General features: G+C 68.1%; 13 protein-coding genes. 3 read left to right on the top strand and 10 right to left on the bottom strand.

Annotated features, from left to right (window positions below; translation table 11 throughout):
- Nucleotide 1: 1 nt before the first annotated feature.
- Together LGR64_RS24845 and ggt are read right to left on the bottom strand one after the other, a co-directional pair.
- The gene (locus LGR64_RS24845) at nt 2-958 is read right to left on the bottom strand and encodes a tripartite tricarboxylate transporter substrate binding protein (RefSeq protein ID WP_012203366.1); all 957 of its coding nucleotides are present in this window, start codon (nt 956-958) and stop codon (nt 2-4) included.
- Between the two features lie 381 nt (nt 959-1,339).
- Complete coding sequence (ggt, locus tag LGR64_RS24840; protein WP_230357243.1) at nt 1,340-3,328, bottom strand: gamma-glutamyltransferase; 1,989 nt, start codon at nt 3,326-3,328, stop codon at nt 1,340-1,342.
- 325 nt (nt 3,329-3,653) lie between these two features.
- Between ggt and LGR64_RS24835 the strand changes: the two genes are divergently transcribed.
- Both LGR64_RS24835 and LGR64_RS24830 read left to right on the top strand, forming a co-directional pair.
- The gene (locus LGR64_RS24835) at nt 3,654-5,438 is read left to right on the top strand and encodes an NAD(P)/FAD-dependent oxidoreductase (RefSeq protein WP_013804133.1); all 1,785 of its coding nucleotides are present in this window, start codon (nt 3,654-3,656) and stop codon (nt 5,436-5,438) included.
- Nucleotides 5,435-6,004 carry a VUT family protein gene (locus LGR64_RS24830; RefSeq protein WP_034390445.1) on the top strand — a complete coding sequence of 190 codons (570 nt, stop codon included), beginning with the start codon at nt 5,435-5,437 and terminating at the stop codon, nt 6,002-6,004. Before LGR64_RS24835 ends, LGR64_RS24830 begins: the two co-directional genes overlap by 4 nt.
- 165 nt (nt 6,005-6,169) lie before the next feature.
- Here LGR64_RS24830 and LGR64_RS24825 read toward each other — a convergent pair whose 3' ends face one another.
- Nucleotides 6,170-7,546, bottom strand: coding sequence for an amidohydrolase (locus LGR64_RS24825; protein WP_071954393.1), 1,377 nt, complete (start codon nt 7,544-7,546; stop codon nt 6,170-6,172).
- A gap of 96 nt (nt 7,547-7,642) precedes the next feature.
- On the opposite strand from LGR64_RS24825, the gene LGR64_RS24820 reads away from it, so the two are divergent.
- The gene (locus LGR64_RS24820) at nt 7,643-8,662 is read left to right on the top strand and encodes a GlxA family transcriptional regulator (RefSeq protein WP_230357242.1); all 1,020 of its coding nucleotides are present in this window, start codon (nt 7,643-7,645) and stop codon (nt 8,660-8,662) included.
- Nucleotides 8,663-9,260: 598 nt separating this feature from the next.
- On the opposite strand, the gene LGR64_RS24815 is transcribed toward LGR64_RS24820, so the two are convergent.
- From LGR64_RS24815 to LGR64_RS24785, 7 genes are all read right to left on the bottom strand, one after another.
- Nucleotides 9,261-10,256 (bottom strand): tripartite tricarboxylate transporter substrate binding protein, encoded by a 996-nt coding sequence (locus LGR64_RS24815; RefSeq protein ID WP_043823801.1) that lies wholly within the window; start codon nt 10,254-10,256, stop codon nt 9,261-9,263.
- A gap of 154 nt (nt 10,257-10,410) precedes the next feature.
- On the bottom strand, nt 10,411-11,340 hold the full coding sequence (locus tag LGR64_RS24810) for a 2-hydroxyacid dehydrogenase (RefSeq protein WP_230357240.1): 930 nt from the start codon (nt 11,338-11,340) through the stop codon (nt 10,411-10,413).
- Between the two features lie 184 nt (nt 11,341-11,524).
- Nucleotides 11,525-12,295, bottom strand: a complete 771-nt coding sequence (locus LGR64_RS24805) for a class II aldolase/adducin family protein (protein ID WP_047326158.1) — start codon at nt 12,293-12,295, stop codon at nt 11,525-11,527.
- A gap of 59 nt (nt 12,296-12,354) precedes the next feature.
- A complete protein-coding gene (locus tag LGR64_RS24800; RefSeq protein WP_230357238.1) occupies nt 12,355-13,899 on the bottom strand; it encodes a class I adenylate-forming enzyme family protein in 1,545 nt (514 codons plus the stop codon).
- Between the two features lie 86 nt (nt 13,900-13,985).
- Entirely contained in the window at nt 13,986-14,972 is a 987-nt protein-coding gene (locus tag LGR64_RS24795; protein WP_012203334.1) for a tripartite tricarboxylate transporter substrate binding protein, read from the bottom strand.
- Nucleotides 14,973-15,097: 125 nt separating this feature from the next.
- A complete protein-coding gene (locus tag LGR64_RS24790; RefSeq protein ID WP_230357237.1) occupies nt 15,098-16,030 on the bottom strand; it encodes an electron transfer flavoprotein subunit alpha/FixB family protein in 933 nt (310 codons plus the stop codon).
- 13 nt (nt 16,031-16,043) lie between these two features.
- Nucleotides 16,044-16,793 (bottom strand): electron transfer flavoprotein subunit beta/FixA family protein, encoded by a 750-nt coding sequence (locus tag LGR64_RS24785; RefSeq protein ID WP_012203332.1) that lies wholly within the window; start codon nt 16,791-16,793, stop codon nt 16,044-16,046.
- Nucleotides 16,794-16,886: the final 93 nt, after the last annotated feature.

Raw genomic sequence — 16,886 nt, 5'->3', positions numbered from 1 at the left:
CTCAATCCTCCAGGCCTATGTTCTGCACGATCTTCTTCTCGTCCTCGAACGCCTTCCTGGCGAACGCCGTGTACTCCTGGCTGCCGCGGAACTGCGTGCGCACGCCGTAGTTGCCGACGACCTGGCGGAAGGCCGGGTCGTCCATGGCGGCCTTGATGGCGGCTTCGAGCTTGCGCACGATCTCTGGCGGCAGGCCGCGCGGCCCGGCAATGCCCAGGGGCGAGGGCACATCGAAGGCATAACCGGCCTCGCGGAACGTGGGCACGTTGGCAAAGGCCTCGGGCCGCACCTCGGAGGCCGAGGCCAGGGCGCGCAGCTTGCCCGAGCTCAGGTACGGCAGCACCGTGTTGGCGTACACGCCGGACTTGATGTGGCCGGCCATCAGCGAGTTCAGCGCCTCGGCATCCCCCTTGAAGGGCGCATGCGTGAAGCGTGCGCCCGTGGCCTGCTCCAGCAGCGCCATCACCACGTGGTTAGCCGTGAACTTGCCCGGCGTGCCGTAGTCCACGGCGCCCGGATTCTTCTTGGCGAACTCGACCAGATCCTGCACCGTCTTGAACGGCGAGTCCTGGGGCACGGCCAGCACGAAGTCATAGGTCATATAGGTGGCGATGTAGCTGAGATCGCGCACCGGGTCGTACTGCACCTTCTGGATGTGGGGCTGGCGGAAGATGCTCACGGGCGCCAGCGTCAGGCGGTAGCCATCGGGCTTGGCCGTGCGCATCTCCATCACGCCCATGGACGCGCCTGCGCCGGGCTTGTTCTCGATCACCACGGTCTGCCCCAGCTGCTTGCCCATGCCCTGGGCCAGCGCACGCGCCACCACGTCGGTCACGCCGCCCGCGCCGTAGGGCACGACCAGGCTGATGGGGCGGCTGGGATAGCTGTCCTGCGCCCATGCTGCGCCCGTCATCAGGACCGATGCGCACATCCATGCGCCAAACACTCGTCTTTGCATTTCCATCTCCCTCAGAGGCTCACGACCATCGAACTTGCTGCTGTTCAATTTAGATGGATGCATGCCAACCATGGATTCGGGCAAGCCCGTAGCGTTGGGGCGTCTGGGGAAAACGCGCAGCGTGGGTGCGGGGAGTGGAACTCTATAGCGGAGGGTGACGTGGTTACTTGGTTTGCAGAGTTTGTGGGCTGCTTTTTGTGCGCATCGCGGTGATTGGGGCATGTCTTTGACGTGACAGTTACGGGGCGTATGCCCTCAGAGCGGCTGCCATTCAGGGATGTTTTTTGTCCCTGCCGGGGGTAGGCTATGGACCCCATAAAAGAAAAGCGCCACCAGCATCCCTGCCAGCAGCGCCTTCCTCAGTCAATCATCAGACCAAAATCAGCGAACGGTATCGCCCAGAACAAGCCCTTCACGGCGCGGATCAGCCCCACCTTCCAGCTGCGCCTGCCCATTGCGCTGCACCCGCAAGATGGTGCCGATGCCGCTGGACTGCGCACTGATGGACACCACATGGCCCAGGGCCCGCAGGCCGCTGACCAGCGGATCGTCGTTGCCGCCATTGGCCGTGTTGATGTTGGGGTGCTCACCGCCCACGTTGGTGGTCGGGCTGTTGGCCGCGCCGAAGTCCACCAGCGACGTGGCCTGCTGCGCATCCAGACCCCAGTCCAGCGCACCGACCAGGGTCTTGGTCACGTACTGGATGATGGTGCTGCCGCCCGGCGAGCCGGTGGCCATCTTGAAGTCGCCGGCGGTGCCGTCGGTCTTCAGGTCGAACACCAGCGTGGGCGCCATGGAGCTGCGCGGACGCTTGCCCGGCTGCACGCGGTTGGCGACCGGGCCTTCGGTGGTGCTGGGGATGGCCGCGAAGTCGGTCAGCTGGTTGTTGAGCACGAAGCCGCGCGTGACGTGGAAGGAGCCCATGCTGGACTCCACCGTGGTCGTCATGCTCAGTGCGTTGCCCTTGGCATCGACGATGCTCATGTGCGTGGTGCCGGCCTCCTTGACATCGACCACGCCCTGCGAAGGCGTGCCGAAGTTGCCTGCCTGGGCCGTGCCCATGCTCTTGGTGGTGGAGATGAGGGCGGCGCGCTGGCGCAGGTAGCTCTTGTCCAGCATCAGGGCCGGCGAGCCGCCGGGCAGGGACACGAAGTCGGTGTCGGCCACGTACTTGTCACGGTCGGCATAGGCCAGGCGCAGGGCTTCGCTGACCAGGTGCACGCCCATCACCGAAGGCTTGCCGCCCTCGCCATCGATGGCCGTGGGCGCATAGGCCTTGAGGTCGAAGTTCTCCAGAATGCCCATGGCCTGGGCCACGGCGATGCCGCCCGACGACGGCGGCGGCATGCTGCAGACCATGTAGCGCGCGCGGTAGGTGGTGCAGACGGCTTCGCGGCGCTTGGCCTCGTAGCTGGCCAGATCCTGCAGCGTGGTCTTGCCGGGGGTGATGGGTGCGCCGTCCGAGACGGTCTGCGTCACGCCCACCTTGCTGACGATGGCCTGGGCCAGGTCGCCACGGTAGAAGGCATCGGCACCGCCCGTGGCGATGCTGCGCAGCGTGTCGGCATAGGGCTGGTTGACGAACTTGGCGCCCAGCGCCAGCGGCTTGCCCTGGGCATCGAAGTAGAGCTTGGCGGCGTCGGCGTCGCGCGCCAGTTCCACCTTGGAGCCGTCCAGCGCCGCAGCCATGCGACCGCTGATGGGAAAGCCCTTGCTGGCCAGGTCGATGCCCGAATTGAACAGCTGGGGCCAGGCGGTCTTGCCGTAGTCCTTGTGCGCGAGTTCCAGCATGCGCACCAGGCCCGGCGTGCCGATGGAGCGGCCGCTGGCGCGCGCCGAGGGCTTGGGCGCGGTCTGGTCGGCGGTGTCGTCCACGTAGCGCAGGTAGTTTTCCGTGGCGGCGGCCGGCGCGGTCTCGCGGCCGTCATAGGCCACGACCTTGCCCGTGGCTGCATCGCGGTAGAGCATGAAGGCGCCACCGCCGATGCCGCTGGACTGCGGCTCCACCAGGCCCAGCACCATCTGCACGGCCACGGCCGCATCCACGGCCGAGCCGCCGGACTTGAGCACCTCGCAACCGGCCTTGGACGCCAGCGGGTTGGCCGTGACCACCATGTACTTGGAGGTGTGCAGGGCCTTCTTGCCGAGGCGGTAGCCCGACGAGGGTTCGGGTGCGGCCGGATCGCCGGGCAGGCCCGAGCCCACGACCACGCTGCCATCGCCCGAGGTGATGGCACAGGCGGCCAGGTCGTCCTGGCCCGATCCGCCATTGCCACCGCCTCCGCACGATGCGAGGAACAGCGGCGTGGCGGCCGCAAGGCCGATCCACTGCCATGCAGGCAGGCGTTGCCTGGAAGGGGGTTGCTTCATGAAATGTCTCCTTGTGGTGCGTGGAATGCGTTGATCTTGTTCACCTGGGGCAGCACCCGCCCGCAGGCTTGCCGCGAGCTTACATCCGTTCCACCACCACTTCGCGCAGATGCAGCCACCCCATCAGAGCGGGACTGAAGGACCCCGCTCGCGGATGGCCGGCCCTGCATGCAAGGTCCGTGCCCGGACCGGGACGGCACCAGGACCAGGAATATCTGGCGGAAAATCCGAACCCGAGCACACCCCAAGGCTGTGCGGCCCGCAGCCTGTGCGGTCGCCCACTTTGGCTTACCATCGCCGGCCCTCTGCTTGATAGGTACAAGCCATGATCCGCGTCTCTGAACTGAAACTGCCCCTGTCGGCGGTGCAATACCACCCCGACAGCCACACCGAATATCTGCCCCTGGAGCCGCTGCGCGCCCTGGCCGCGCGCCAGCTGGGCATTGCCGAGGAGGCCATTGCCTCCGTGCACGTGCACAAGCGCAGCTTCGATGCGCGCAAGTCCGAGTTGCTGGCGGTCTACATCGTGGACCTGACGCTGGCCGACGAGAGCCAGGAAGCCGCACTGCTGGAGCAGTTCTCCAGCCATGCCCATGTGAACCCCACGCCAGACATGCGCTGGCATGCCGTGGGCCAGGCGCCTGCCGACCTGCAGCGCCGGCCCGTGGTGGTGGGCTTCGGGCCCTGCGGCATCTTTGCGGCCCTGGTGCTGGCGCAGATGGGCTTCAGGCCCATCGTGATCGAGCGCGGCCGCTCGGTGCGCGAGCGCACCCAGGACACCTGGGGCCTGTGGCGCAAGCGCGAGCTGGTGCCCGAGTCCAATGTGCAGTTCGGCGAAGGCGGCGCAGGCACCTTCTCCGACGGCAAGCTCTACAGCCAGATAAAGGACCCGCGCCACCTGGGCCGCAAGGTGATGCAGGAGTTCGTCACCCACGGCGCACCGCCCGAGATCCTCTATGCCGCGCACCCGCACATCGGCACCTTCAAGCTGGTGAAGGTCGTCGAGGGCATCCGCGAGGAAATCATCCGCCTGGGCGGCGAGATCCGCTTCGGCCAGCGCGTGTGTGACATGCGCATCGAGGGCGAGGGCGAGGACCGCCATCTCACCGCCCTGGAGGTGCTGGACCAGGACAGCGGCGAGCGCCAGTGGCTGGAGACCGACCATGCCGTGATGGCACTGGGCCACAGCTCGCGCGACACCTTCGCCATGTTCTACGAACGCGGCGTGCACATGGAGGCCAAGCCGTTCTCGGTGGGCTTTCGCATCGAGCATCCGCAGGGCCTGATCGACCGGGCGCGCTGGGGCAGGCATGCCGGCCACCCGCTGCTGGGTGCGGCCGACTACAAGCTGGTGCACCACGCCAGCAACGGGCGGGCGGTCTACAGCTTTTGCATGTGCCCGGGCGGCACCGTGGTGGCGGCCACCAGCGAGCCCGAGCGCGTGGTCACCAACGGCATGAGCCAGTACTCGCGTGCCGAGCGCAATGCCAACGCCGGCATGGTCTGCGCCATCGACCCCTCCGACTATCCGCGCGATGCCAAGAGCTTTGCCTGGGCCTTCGACGGCAAGACCCATGGCGTGGAAGACCTCAAGGACGGCGAGCTGCACCCGCTGTCGGGCATCGTGCTGCAGCGCCAGCTGGAGACCAAGGCCTACCTGCTGGGCGGACGCAACTACAACGCGCCGGGCCAGCTGGTGGGCGACTTCATCGCGGGCAAGGAATCGGCCGCGCTGGGCGAGGTCGAGCCCTCCTACCAGCCCGGCATCACGCTGACCAACCTGCACCACGTGCTGCCGGCCTACGCCATCGAGGCCATGCGCGAGGCCCTGCCCGCCTTCGGCAAGAAGATCCGCGGCTACGACATGCACGACGCCGTGCTCACCGGCGTGGAAACGCGTACCTCCTCGCCGGTGAAGATCGAGCGCGGCGCGGACTTCCACAGCCTGAACACGCGCGGCCTGTACCCTGCCGGCGAAGGCGCCAGCTACGCGGGCGGCATCCTGTCGGCCGGCGTGGACGGCGTCAAGGTGGGCGAGGCCGTGGCCTGCGCCATCCTCGGGCTGCCCCTGCCCTCGTCGGGCGCACGCGGCTCCGGTGGCGCAGCATGACACCGCGCCCGCACCGTTTCGCCGCCCCCTCGCGCACCCAGCTGCTGGCCGCCATTGCGGCCATGGGCGTGGTGGTGCTTTCGTCCAACATCCTGGTGCAGTACGCCATCAACGACTGGCTGACCTGGGGCGCCATCACCTATCCGTTCGCCTTCCTGGTGAGCGAGCTGGTCAACCGCAGCTTCGGCCCGCAGCAGGCCCGGCGCGTGGCCTGGGTGGGCTTTGCCGTGGCCGTGGCCGCCTCGCTGGTGCTGGCGCCGCCGCGCATCGCGCTGGCCTCTGGCGCGGCCTTCATTGCCTCGCAGTGGCTGGACATCGGCGTGTTCCACCGCCTGCGTGCAGGCCGCTGGTGGCGTGCCCCCCTGGTGGCCACGCTGCTGGCCGCCTGCCTGGACACCTTCCTGTTCTGGAGCATCGCCTTCGCAGGCGCCGCCGAGCCCTGGGTGACCTGGGCCCTGGGCGACCTGGGCGTCAAGCTGGTGCTGGGCGTGGCGCTGCTGCTGCCGTTCCGGCTCGCCATCGCCCGGTGGTGGAAAGGCCCATCGGCAATCGCTAGCGCCAAATAAAGCCGACGCGGTTCGCACGGACTCGATCTCAAGCCAGGGGCACCGAGCAAGGGCCTACGCCGGCCGCGCCGCCCCGCAGCGAGGGTGCCGTCCCCCTCCCGCGCGGCGAGAGAGGGGACGCCGTGCAACGGGAAGCGGCGTCCGCCGCTCAGGGGAGTCCAATCACTATGGGTTGCGCTGCAGATAGTCCACGGCCAGCGCGGCAAGTGAGCGCGCGCCCGTGGGCAGTTGCTTCTCGTCGATGTCGAACAGCGGCGAGTGGTTGGACGGTGCCTTGGCAAAGTCCTGGCCGGCCGGCGGCGCGCCCAGGAAGTAGAAGAAGCCCGGCACCACCTTCTGGAATTCCGAGAAATCCTCGGAGCCGCTGACCTTGGGAATCACCATGGCCTTGCCGCCCATGGCCAGCTTGAGCGCGGGCAGCGAGGCCTCGGTCAGTGCGGCAGGGTTGGTGGTCACCGGATAGGCCACGGGACCGAAGCGCACCTTGGCCTTGGCGCCGCTGGAGGCCGCGATCTGCTCGGCCGTGGCGGTGATGCGCTTGTGCGCCTCCTGGCGCATGTCCTCGTCGAAGGTGCGCAGCGTGCCCTGCATCTCCACGTTGTCCGGGATGATGTTGTAGCGCGTGCCGCCCTGGATGGAGCCGATCGTCAGCACGGCCGGCTCCAGGCTGATGTTGAGCTGGCGGCTGACCACGGTCTGCAGGCCCAGCACCACCTGGCTGGCCGCGACGATGGGATCGACCGCATTCCACGGCGACGAGCCATGGCCGCCCCGGCCCTCGACCTGGATGCTCAGGCTGTCCGAACCCGCCATCAGCGGCCCGCTGCGATAGCCCACCATGCCCGAGGGCAGATTGGCCGTGATGTGCAGGCCGTAGATGGCCTGCACGTCCTTGAGCACACCGGCCTCCACCATGGCCTTGGCGCCGAAGCTGGGCACATGGCCGTGGGCATCGGCCTCCACCGGGGCGCCTTCCTCGGCGGGCTGGAAGATGAACTTCACCGTGCCGGGCAGCTTCGCGCGCATGCCGGCCAGCGCCTCGGCCGCGCCCATGAGCATGGCCACGTGGGCATCGTGCCCGCAGGCATGCATGACCGAAACCTCCTTGCCCATGTACTGGGCCTTGGCCTTGGAGGCAAAGGGCAGGCCGGTCTTCTCGGCCACGGGCAGCGCATCCATGTCGGCACGCAGCGCCACGGTCTTGCCCGGCTGGCCGCCGCGCAGCACGCCCACCACGCCCGTGCCGCCCACGCCGGTCTGCACCTCCATGCCCAGGCGGCGCAGGTGATCGGCCACCAGCTTGGCCGTGCGTTCTTCCTGCCCCGACAGTTCAGGGTGCTGGTGGATGTCGCGGCGCCAATCCACCATCTTGGGCGCCAGCGGCTGGATGGCGGCATCCAGGGCCGCCAGGCCCTGTGCATCGAGCCCCTGGGCGCTGGCCGCCAGTGGCAGGCCACAGGCCAGCAGCCCGGCCAGGGCGATGGAGCGCAGGCCTGTGCGCGGGAAGGAGGAAGGCTTTGTCTCGGCGCTGGTGTGGAGCATCTTCGTGGTCCTGGAAAGTGGCACAAGCAGCCATGCTAAAAGTGAAGCACGTATGACGGGCACGTCAAAATCGCCATTCGAGGAGCCAGAACCGCCATGCCACGGACCTTCATCATCGAGCTGCCCTGCCTGGAGCACAGCGCCATCGGCCATGCCGCGCACCTGGTGGAGATGCTGCGCAGCGCCAACCTGGTCGCCAGCCTGCGCCTGGGCCGGCGCGCACCGCGCTTTGGCTGGCGCTGGGTCGATGGCCAGGGCCGGCCCCTGCCCGCCATGCCGCACGCGGCCGAAGGCGCGGCAGCCGAGGGGCCCGCGCAGGCCGTCTTCGTGAGCGCGCTGCACTGCCCTGACATCCCATCCATCCGCGACATCGTCGCCGCGCATCCGGCCCTCGTGCGCCGCATCACCACGGCCTTCGACCAGGGCCTCACCGTCTGCACGCTGGGCAGCGCCGCCTGGTTTGCGGCAGCGGGCGGCCGCTGCCAGGGCCGGCGTGTGGCCCTGCCCTGGTATTTCATGGGCGGCTTCGGCCTGGACTTCCCGGGCATCGAACTGGCCGAGGGCCAACCCTTCGTGGACGACAGGCCCTGGCTCAGCGCCTCCCACCCCGAGGCCCTGGCACCCATGGCCGTCGCACTCACACGCCATGCCTTCGGCGACGACCTGGCCGCAGCGCTGGCCGCCGTGCTGCAGCCCGATGCCCAGCGTGAACGCGCCACCCGGGCCGCCCTGCAGGACCGCCGCATTCCCGCCACACGCAACAGCGTGCTGGCCCATGCCATCGCCTGGCTGGAGGCGCGCGTGGAGCAGCCCTATGATCTGCAGGCCCTCGCGGACGCGGCATCCACCAGCCCGCGCACCCTGCTGCGCCACTTCCAGCAGGAACTGGGCCACAGCCCGCTGGACCACCTGCACCGCCTGCGCTGCGCGCGAGCCCGGGTGCTGCTGGAGATCACGCTGGAGAGCGTGCCGTCCGTGGCGCTGGCCTGCGGGTATGGGGATGCCTCGGCGTTTCGGCGGGTGTTCTTGCGGTATGTGGGGATGGCGCCTGCTGCCTATCGGGAAAGGCATGCGTTGAGGGCGCCGAGGAGGCGGTGGAGGGTGGGGGCTGCTTGATTGTTTTTGCCCCTGCCGGGGGGTTGTTTTTCGAGGCCGGGTCTCGGCCCGGCGGCCGACCTACCTTCTTTTGCTTCGCCAAAAGAACGTAGGCCAAGAAAAGGCGACCCGGATGTCCGCGACCCCTTCGCTTCGCTGCGGGGCAACCTGCGTCGTGGCGGTTGGCGGTTGGCGGTTGGCGGTTGGCGGTTGGCGGTTGGCTGTTGGCTGTTGGCTGTTGGCTGTTGGCTGTTGGCTGTTGGCTGTTCCCCAGCCTCCCCCCTTCTGCCCACGCCTGCGGTGGGCGGGATGCGGGGTGGCAAGCCTGCCGAAGGACAGGCTTGCTTCGTTGTCTAGCTCGCCGTGATGTTTGAGTGAAGCGCGCAGCGCGCAACGAGTTTCACGGCGCACCCCGTATCCCGCCCAACGCAGGTCGCCCGCAGCGAAGCGAAGGGTCGTGGGCAGTTCGGGGCGCGCTTCTTTGCCCCGCTTTCTTGTCGCGCGACAAGAAAGCGGGTCGGCCGCCGGGCCGAACCCCGGCCTCGAAAAACAACCACCCGGCAGGGGCAAAAACAGAAAAACAGACCGACGAACAAAAGGGTCAACGGACCAGCAAAACCTAGTCCACCGTCACCTTCGCCTCCCGAATCACCCTCCCCCACTTCTCCGTCTCGGCAGCAATGAACCGATCGCACTCCTCAGGCGTGGACCCCTCCGCAAACGTCCCCATCACCTGCTCCAGCCGCTGCGACACCTCGGCACTGCGGATGATGCGCGACACCTCGGCAGACATGCGCTGCACGATCTCGCGCGGCACGCCGGCCGGCGCGATCATGGCCGCCCAGGTGCTGCCCAGCAGGCCGTCGTAGCCCTGCTCCACGAAGGTGGGCACGTCGGGCAGCGCGGCCAGGCGCTTGTCGCTGGCCACGCCGATGAGGCGGATGCGGCCGGCCTTCGCGGGCTGGATGAGGTTGGGCGGCGGGTCCAGGAACAGCGGGATCTGGCCGCCCATGAGGTCGGCCAACGCGGGCGCGGCGCCCTTGTAGGGCACATGGACCATGTCCGTCTTGGTGAGCAGCTTCATCAGCTCGGTGGTCAGGTGGGCGCTGGAGCCGCTGCCCGAGGAGCCGAAGCCCACCTTGCCGGGATTGGCCTTGGCATAGGCGATCAGCTCGGGCGTGGTCTTGAAGGGCGCATTCATGGCCACGGCCGCGACCAGGGGCGAGACGCCCATGAGCGAGACGCCGACCAGGTCCTTCTTCGGGTTGTAGGGCAGCTTGGGATAGAGCGTGGTGTTGGCCGCATAGGCCGCGATGACCACGCCGAAGGTGTGCCCGTCCGGCGCGGCCTTGGCGATCTGGTCGACGCCGATGATGCTGTTGGCGCCGGGCTTGTTCTCCACGATGACGGGCTGGCCCAGGGCCTTTTGCAGGCCGACCTGCAGCAGGCGCGCCATCTGGTCGGTGAAGCCGCCTGCCGTGTAGGGAACGATGATGCGGATGGGCTTGGAGGGCCAGGGGCTCTGGGCCCAGGCCGAGGGGGCCAGCACGGTGGTGGCTGCTGCAGCGGCGGCAGCGGTCGATTGCAAAAAGCCGCGGCGGGAAGTCGAAGGCATGATGTCTCTGGGTTCTTCTAAGTTGAAAAATGGCCCCCACGCTACCCTTGCTGCGCAAGGTCCGCTGCCCCCAAGGGGGCCGCTTTTCATCTTGGGGCGGCCCGGCGATGAAAAAACGCCACGCAACAGCGCAGCGTCGGATGGAAAAAAGGGCTCAGTACCCCCGCGCCACATCCACAAGGTTGAGCAGCGGCTCGCCCGCGCGCAGGCGGCGCAGGTTCTCCAGGCACTGGCGCGCCACGGTGTCGGCCGAGGCCTGGGCCGCGATGTGCGGCGTGACAAAGGCCTTGGGATGGCCCCAGGCCTTGTTGCCGGGCTGGGGCGGCTCGTCACGCAGCACGTCCAGCGCGACGCCGGCCAGGTGGTCTTCGTCGAGCAGGGCCAGCAGGTCTTCTTCCACCACCTGCTCGCCGCGCCCCACGTTGATGAAGTAGGCGCCACGCGGCAGCAGGGACAGGGTTCGGCGGTCCAGCAGGTCGCGCGTCTCGGGCGTGAGCGGCAAGGCGCAGACCAGGATATCGCTGGTGGACAGCAGTTGCTTCAGACCTTCGGCACCGCTGTGCGTGGCCAGGCCTGCAATGCTCTTGGCGCTGCGGCTCCAGCCTGCGACGGGGTAGCCGATGGCCTGCATGGCGCCGGCCACGAAGCGGCCGACCTCGCCCAGGCCCAGGATGCCCACGCGGCAGTCTGCGCTGGCGCGCACGGGGCGGCGCAGCCAGTCGCCGGCCTGCTGCTGGCGCGCGAACAGGTCCAGCTCGCGCGTGTGGCGCAGCGCGGTGCCGACCACGTACTGGGCGATCTCCACATGCTGCTGCGGATCGACCGTGCGCGCCACGGGCAGGCCGGCCGGCAGGTCGGGCACGGCCAGCAGCTTGTCCACGCCCGCGCTGGGCGCGCACAGCAGCTTCAGGCCCGGATAGGCCGGCAGCACGCCCGGCTTGAGGCTCCAGGCGAGCATGGCCTCGACCGCGTCGGCCGGCGCTTCTTCGCGGTGGCCCCAGACCTGCACGCCGGGCGCCAGCGCGCGCAGCGAATCGACGATGGGTGCGCCCATGCTCGGGTGGATATTGACCAGAATTCCCATTGATTTCTCCATGAATCTGAGCACTGTTCGCTGCCTGCGAAACAGCAGCAGCCCCAGCGCGGGACACCGAGCAAGGGCCTATGCCGGCCGCGCCGCCCCGCCGCGAGGGTGTCGTCCCCCTCCCTCGCGCAGCGATTAGAGAGGCGCCGTGCAACGGGGGAAGGCGCGCAGCGACTCAGGGGGGCTATTGCTTGTAAGAAGGATCGATTCGATCAAGACGGCGCAGCAGGCCGGGCCAGGCCAGGCCTGCGCCCTTGCCCTTGGTGACCTGGCGCGACTGGTTGACCGCGTCGGCAATGATGTCCTGCGGGATGCGCGTGAGCTCGCCGCCGCCCGACTGCGCCAGGATCTGGATGCGGCAGGCCGACTCCAGCGTGTACATGGCCAGCACGGCCTCGGCCACGTTGCGGCCGCAGGTCAGCAGGCCGTGGTTGCGCAGGATGAGGAAGTTGCTGGCGCCCAGGTCATCGACCAGGCGCGGCTTCTCGTCGTCGCGCAGGGCCACGCCTTCGTAGTCGTGGTAGGCCAGGCGTGCCAGCGGGAAGATGGACTGCTGCGAGATGGGCAGCAGCCCCTCCTTCTGCGCCGAGACGGCCACGCCGTAGCGCGTGTGCGTGTGCAGCACGCACTGCACCTCGGGGCGGCCGTCGTGGATGGCGCTGTGGATGACGAAGCCGGCCGGGTTGACGTCGTACTCGGTCTCCATCAGCGGCCGGCCCTCGTGGTCCACCTTGACCAGGCTGGAGGCCGTGATCTCGTCGAACAGCATGCCGTAGGGGTTGATCAGGAACTGGTCGGGCTGGCCCGGCACGCGCGCCGAGATGTGGGTGAAGATCAGGTCGTCCCAGCCGAAGTGGGCGACCAGCCGGTAGGCGGCGGCCAGCTCGATGCGGGTCTGCCATTCCTCGGCCGTCACCTGGCGGCGGACCTCGGACATCGTGGTGTCGTTGCTCATGGGGTGTACCTCTTGGTGGACATCGTGGTGGACATCGTTTGGAGAAAGCATCCGCCGGTTCAGCGCCCCGTCGCGTACTGGTCGCGCAGCTCGCGCTTGAGCACCTTGCCGATGGCGCTGCGCGGCAGCTCGGCAATGAAGCGCAGGTCCGCCAGGCGCTGGGTCTTGCCGGCCCGCTGGTTGTACCAGCCCATGATGTCCTCGGGCAGGGCCGGCTGCCCCGCGCGCGACACCACGTAGGCCACGGGCGTCTCGCCCCATTGCTCGGAGGGCACGCCGACCACGGCCACGTCGTCCACGGCCGGGTGGGCGCGCAGCTGGGTTTCCAGGTCGCTGGGGTAGATGTTGAAGCCGCCGCTGATGATCATGTCCTTGCGGCGGTCGAACAGGGTGAGGAATCCATCGGCATCGAAGCGGCCCACGTCGCCCGTGCGGATGAAGCGCTTGCCCGTGGGGTCGAACCATTCGGCCTCGCGCGTCTTGGCAGGCTGGCCGTGATAGCCGGTCATCATGCTGGCCGAATGGCCCACGACCTCGCCATCCTCGCCCGGGGCGACCTCGCGGCCGTCCTCGTCGATGAGGCGGATGTCATGGCCCTCGGCGGGCCTGCCCACGGTGTGCAGCTTGTCCTGGTGCAGATGGGCTTCGAGGATGCAGGTGCCGCCGCCTTCGGTCATGCCGTAGAACTCGGTCAGGCTGCCGGGCCAGCGCGCCACCACGTCGGCCTTGAGCTCGGCCCGGAACGGCGCGCTGGTGCAGAACTTGGCGCGGAAGCTGGACAGGTCATGCTCGCCGAACTGCGGCAGCGCCATGATGCGCTGGTACTGCACGGGCACCAGCATGGTGTGGGTGACGCGGTGCTGCTGGGCCAGCTGCAGGTAGCGGGCCGCGTCGAATTTAGGCATCAGTACCACGCAGCCGCCGCTGCCCAGCGTGGGGAAGAACACCACCAGCGTGGTGTTGGAGTACAGCGGCGTGGCCAGCAGCGTCGTGCCCTCGGGGCCGTAGCCGTAGACGCTGCCCCGGTTGATGTGGGCCCAGCGCATGCCGTGCGACTGCACGATGCCCTTGGGGGTGCCCGTGGTGCCCGAGGAATAGATGATGTTGAACGGCGCGGCCGGCTCCACGCTCACGGGCGCGGGCTGCGCGCCTTCGGGCGCCAGCCAGTCGTCAAAGGCACGGCCGGGCGCGGCGCCGTCCAGCGAGATGCATTGCAGGGCGCCGTCGGCAGGCACCAGGTCCCGGGCCGCCTTGTCGAGGAACAGGTGGCGCGCCTGGGCATCGCGCAGCATGGAGGCCAGGCTGTCGGCCGTGGAGGACGGCGCCAGCGGCGCAACCACCACGCCCGCGCGCAGGGCGCCCAGGAACAGGGCGGCATAGCGCACCGAGTTCAACGCGCAGATGGCAATGGCCTGGCCAGGCTGCACGCCGTCGCGCTGCAGCGCGGCGGCCACGCGGTCCATGAGGGCGTCAAGCTGCGCGTAGCTCAGCGTCTGCTGGTCGTCGCGCAGCGCGGCATGGGCCGGCTGCTGGCGCGCGTGGCTGCGGATCAGCTCGGCCAGCGTGGTGAAGGGCGCATCGGGCGAAGGCAGGGAGACAGTCATGAGGGACTCCGTTTCACGAATTCACGAATCTCAAGCGGACTGCGCCCGCCAGCCTCCTGGCCCTGCGGGCGCATTGGAGGACAGGCCTACTTGGCGGCCAGGCCCAGGCGGTCGATCAGGACCTTGTCCTTGGCATAGGCCTCGCGCACCCACTGCGCATAGTCGGCGCCGGAGCGGTACCAGGCGTCCTGGTTCAGCTGCTTGAGCACCTCGATGTGGCGCGGGTCATCCATGGCTTTCTTGAAGGCGTCGTGCAGCTTGCGCACCACGGCCGGGTCCATGCCCTTGGGGCCGGCCAGTCCGTAGGGCGAGGTGGAGACCACGCCATAGCCCAGCTCCTTGGCCGTGGGCACGTCGGGCCAGCGCTGGGTGCGCTTTTCGCCGAAGGTCATGAGCAGGCGCATCTGGCCGCCATCCACATAGGTGTCCCAGCCCGAGGCATCGCTTTGCGCGGCCACGTGCCCGCCCAGCAGGGCCTGCTGCAGGTCGGCGTTGCCCTTGAAGGGCACGTGGTTGAGCGTGACCTTGGCGTTCTCGGCCAGCTCCTCCATCAGCAGGTGGGGCGAGGAGCCTATGCCGGTGGAGCCGTACTCGATCTTGCCGGGGCTCTTGCGCGCGGCGGCAATGTATTCATTGAAGCTCTTGTAGGGAGAGTCCGAGCGCACCGTGAAGCCGAAGGTGTAGCCCGAGACGCCGATGATGTAGGTGAAGTCCGTGACCGGGTTCCAGGCCGTCTTCTGCATGTGCGCCATGCGCAGCATGGACATGGGGAACTGGGTGATGGTGTAGCCATCGGGCTTGGCCGTGCGGGACATGTTGCCCGGGCCCAGCGTGCCGCCCGCGCCGGGCTTGTTCTCCACGATGATGGTCTGGCCCAGCTGCTTGCCCGCGATGTCGGCCAGGGTGCGCATGTGGCGGTCGGTGGAGCCGCCTGCGGGGAAGGGCACGATCAGCGTGATCGGGCGCGTGGGAAAGTCGCTGGCCTGGGCCCATGCCGGTGCGCTGGCGCCCGTGGTGGCCACAAAGACAACAGCCGCAAGCGCAAGGCTGCGGCGGCCAATGGAAATCTGCATATCTGTCTCCTGCATCTCTGAACCAGGTGGGGCCGGGGCACATGCCTTGTGTGCCGCTCTGGCCAGGGCCCGGATACTTCACCCGGGCCCGTTGGCACCGCCTCCCGGTGCGGTGCCTTGCGTTCTTACAGCGACTGCACCAGCTCGGGCACGGCCTGGAACAGGTCGGCCTCCAGGCCGTAGTCGGCCACTGAGAAGATCGGTGCCTCGGGGTCCTTGTTGATCGCCACGATCACCTTGGAGTCCTTCATGCCGGCCAAGTGCTGGATGGCGCCGGAAATACCGGCCGCAATGTACAGCTGGGGCGCGACGATCTTGCCGGTCTGGCCAACCTGCAGGTCATTGGGCGCATAGCCTGCGTCCACCGCTGCGCGGCTGGCGCCGATGGCGGCACCCAGCTTGTCGGCCAGGGGTGTGATGACTTCCTGGAACTTCTCGCTGCTGCCCAGCGCGCGGCCGCCGGAGACGATGATCTTGGCAGCCGTCAGTTCCGGGCGGTCGTTCTTGGTGACCTCGCGGCCCACGAAGCTGCTCTTGCCGTTGTCGCCAGCGGCGGCCAGCTGCTCCACCTGGGCGCTGCCGCCCGTGGTGGCCGCTGCGTCAAAGCCCGTGCCGCGCACGGTGATGACCTTGATCTTGTCGCTGCTTTGCACCGTGGCAATGGCGTTGCCGGCGTAGATGGGGCGCTCGAAGGTGTCGGCGCTGTCCACCTTGGTGATGTCGCTGATCTGGGCCACGTCCAGCTTGGCGGCCACGCGCGGCGCAGCGTTCTTGCCGCTGGCGGTGGCGGGGAACAGGATGTGGTTGTAGTTCGAAGCGATTGCCAGCACTTGCGCTGCAATGTTCTCGGCCAGGCCGTCCTTCAAGCTGGCGCCGTCGGCGTGGATGACCTTGGACACGCCAGCGATCTGGGCAGCGGCCTGCGCGGCGGCGCCGGCATTCTCGCCCGCCACCAGCACATGCACGTCGCCGCCGCAGGCCAGGGCCGCAGTGACGGTGTTGAGCGTGGCGCTCTTGATGGAAGCGTTGTCGTGTTCTGCAATAACGAGGGATGTCATGTCGCTGTCTTCCTTAGATCACTTTGGCTTCGTTCTTGAGCTTGCTGACCAGGGTCGCCACATCGGGCACCTTCACGCCAGCGCCACGCTTGGCGGGCTCGGCCACCTTGAGCGTCTTCAGGCGCGGGGCCACATCCACGCCCAGCTCTTCAGGCTTGACGGTGTCCAGCTGCTTTTTCTTGGCCTTCATGATGTTGGGCAGCGTGACGTAGCGCGGCTCGTTCAGGCGCAGGTCGGTGGTGATGACGGCGGGCAGGCTCAGGGCCAGGGTTTCCAGGCCGCCGTCCACTTCGCGGGTCACGTTCACTTTGTCGCCAGCGACTTCGACCTTGGAGGCGAAGGTGGCTTGCGGCAGGTCGGCCAGGGCCGCCAGCATCTGGCCGGTCTGGTTGGCGTCGTCGTCGATGGCCTGCTTGCCCAGGATGATCAGGCCGGGTTGTTCCTTGTCCACCAGGGCCTTGAGCAGCTTGGCGACGGCCAGGGGCTGCAGCTCCTCGGTGGTCTCCACCAGGATGCCGCGGTCGGCACCGATGGCCATGGCCGTGCGCAGGGTTTCCTGGCACTGGGCCACGCCGCAGGAGACGGCGATGACTTCGGTGGCCACGCCCTTTTCCTTGAGGCGAACGGCTTCTTCGACGGCGATTTCGTCAAAGGGGTTCATGCTCATCTTGACGTTGGCGATGTCCACGCCCGTGCCGTCCGACTTCACGCGGACCTTCACGTTGTAGTCCACGACACGTTTGACGGGTACAAGGATTTTCATGAGAAAGCTCTTTCCTGGTTTTTGAAGTACGACTTACGCAAGAAGGAACAAGGCAAGCGGCTTGCCATGGGGCGCAGCACGTTGTCGCATCCT

Origin of the sequence: Delftia sp. Lp-1 (genome assembly GCF_020523835.1) — a bacterium.
In the GTDB taxonomy this organism is placed as follows: domain Bacteria; phylum Pseudomonadota; class Gammaproteobacteria; order Burkholderiales; family Burkholderiaceae_C; genus Comamonas; species Comamonas acidovorans.
The sequence above is the reverse complement of the archived record's forward strand: the minus strand, read 5'-3'. Positions and strand labels throughout refer to the sequence as shown.

Excerpts from the sequence above, each read along its gene's own strand:
- LGR64_RS24830 (WP_034390445.1), top strand. The coding sequence starts at position 5,435 with ATGACACCGCGCCCGCACCGTTTCGCCGCCCCCTCGCGCACCCAGCTG.
- LGR64_RS24825 (WP_071954393.1), bottom strand. The coding sequence starts at position 7,546 with ATGCTCCACACCAGCGCCGAGACAAAGCCTTCCTCCTTCCCGCGCACA.
- LGR64_RS24845 (WP_012203366.1), bottom strand. The coding sequence starts at position 958 with ATGCAAAGACGAGTGTTTGGCGCATGGATGTGCGCATCGGTCCTGATG.
- LGR64_RS24820 (WP_230357242.1), top strand. The coding sequence starts at position 7,643 with ATGCCACGGACCTTCATCATCGAGCTGCCCTGCCTGGAGCACAGCGCC.
- LGR64_RS24795 (WP_012203334.1), bottom strand. The coding sequence starts at position 14,972 with ATGCAGATTTCCATTGGCCGCCGCAGCCTTGCGCTTGCGGCTGTTGTC.
- LGR64_RS24815 (WP_043823801.1), bottom strand. The coding sequence starts at position 10,256 with ATGCCTTCGACTTCCCGCCGCGGCTTTTTGCAATCGACCGCTGCCGCC.
- ggt (WP_230357243.1), bottom strand. The coding sequence starts at position 3,328 with ATGAAGCAACCCCCTTCCAGGCAACGCCTGCCTGCATGGCAGTGGATC.
- LGR64_RS24835 (WP_013804133.1), top strand. The coding sequence starts at position 3,654 with ATGATCCGCGTCTCTGAACTGAAACTGCCCCTGTCGGCGGTGCAATAC.
- LGR64_RS24805 (WP_047326158.1), bottom strand. The coding sequence starts at position 12,295 with ATGAGCAACGACACCACGATGTCCGAGGTCCGCCGCCAGGTGACGGCC.
- LGR64_RS24800 (WP_230357238.1), bottom strand. The coding sequence starts at position 13,899 with ATGACTGTCTCCCTGCCTTCGCCCGATGCGCCCTTCACCACGCTGGCC.
- LGR64_RS24810 (WP_230357240.1), bottom strand. The coding sequence starts at position 11,340 with ATGGGAATTCTGGTCAATATCCACCCGAGCATGGGCGCACCCATCGTC.
- LGR64_RS24790 (WP_230357237.1), bottom strand. The coding sequence starts at position 16,030 with ATGACATCCCTCGTTATTGCAGAACACGACAACGCTTCCATCAAGAGC.
- LGR64_RS24785 (WP_012203332.1), bottom strand. The coding sequence starts at position 16,793 with ATGAAAATCCTTGTACCCGTCAAACGTGTCGTGGACTACAACGTGAAG.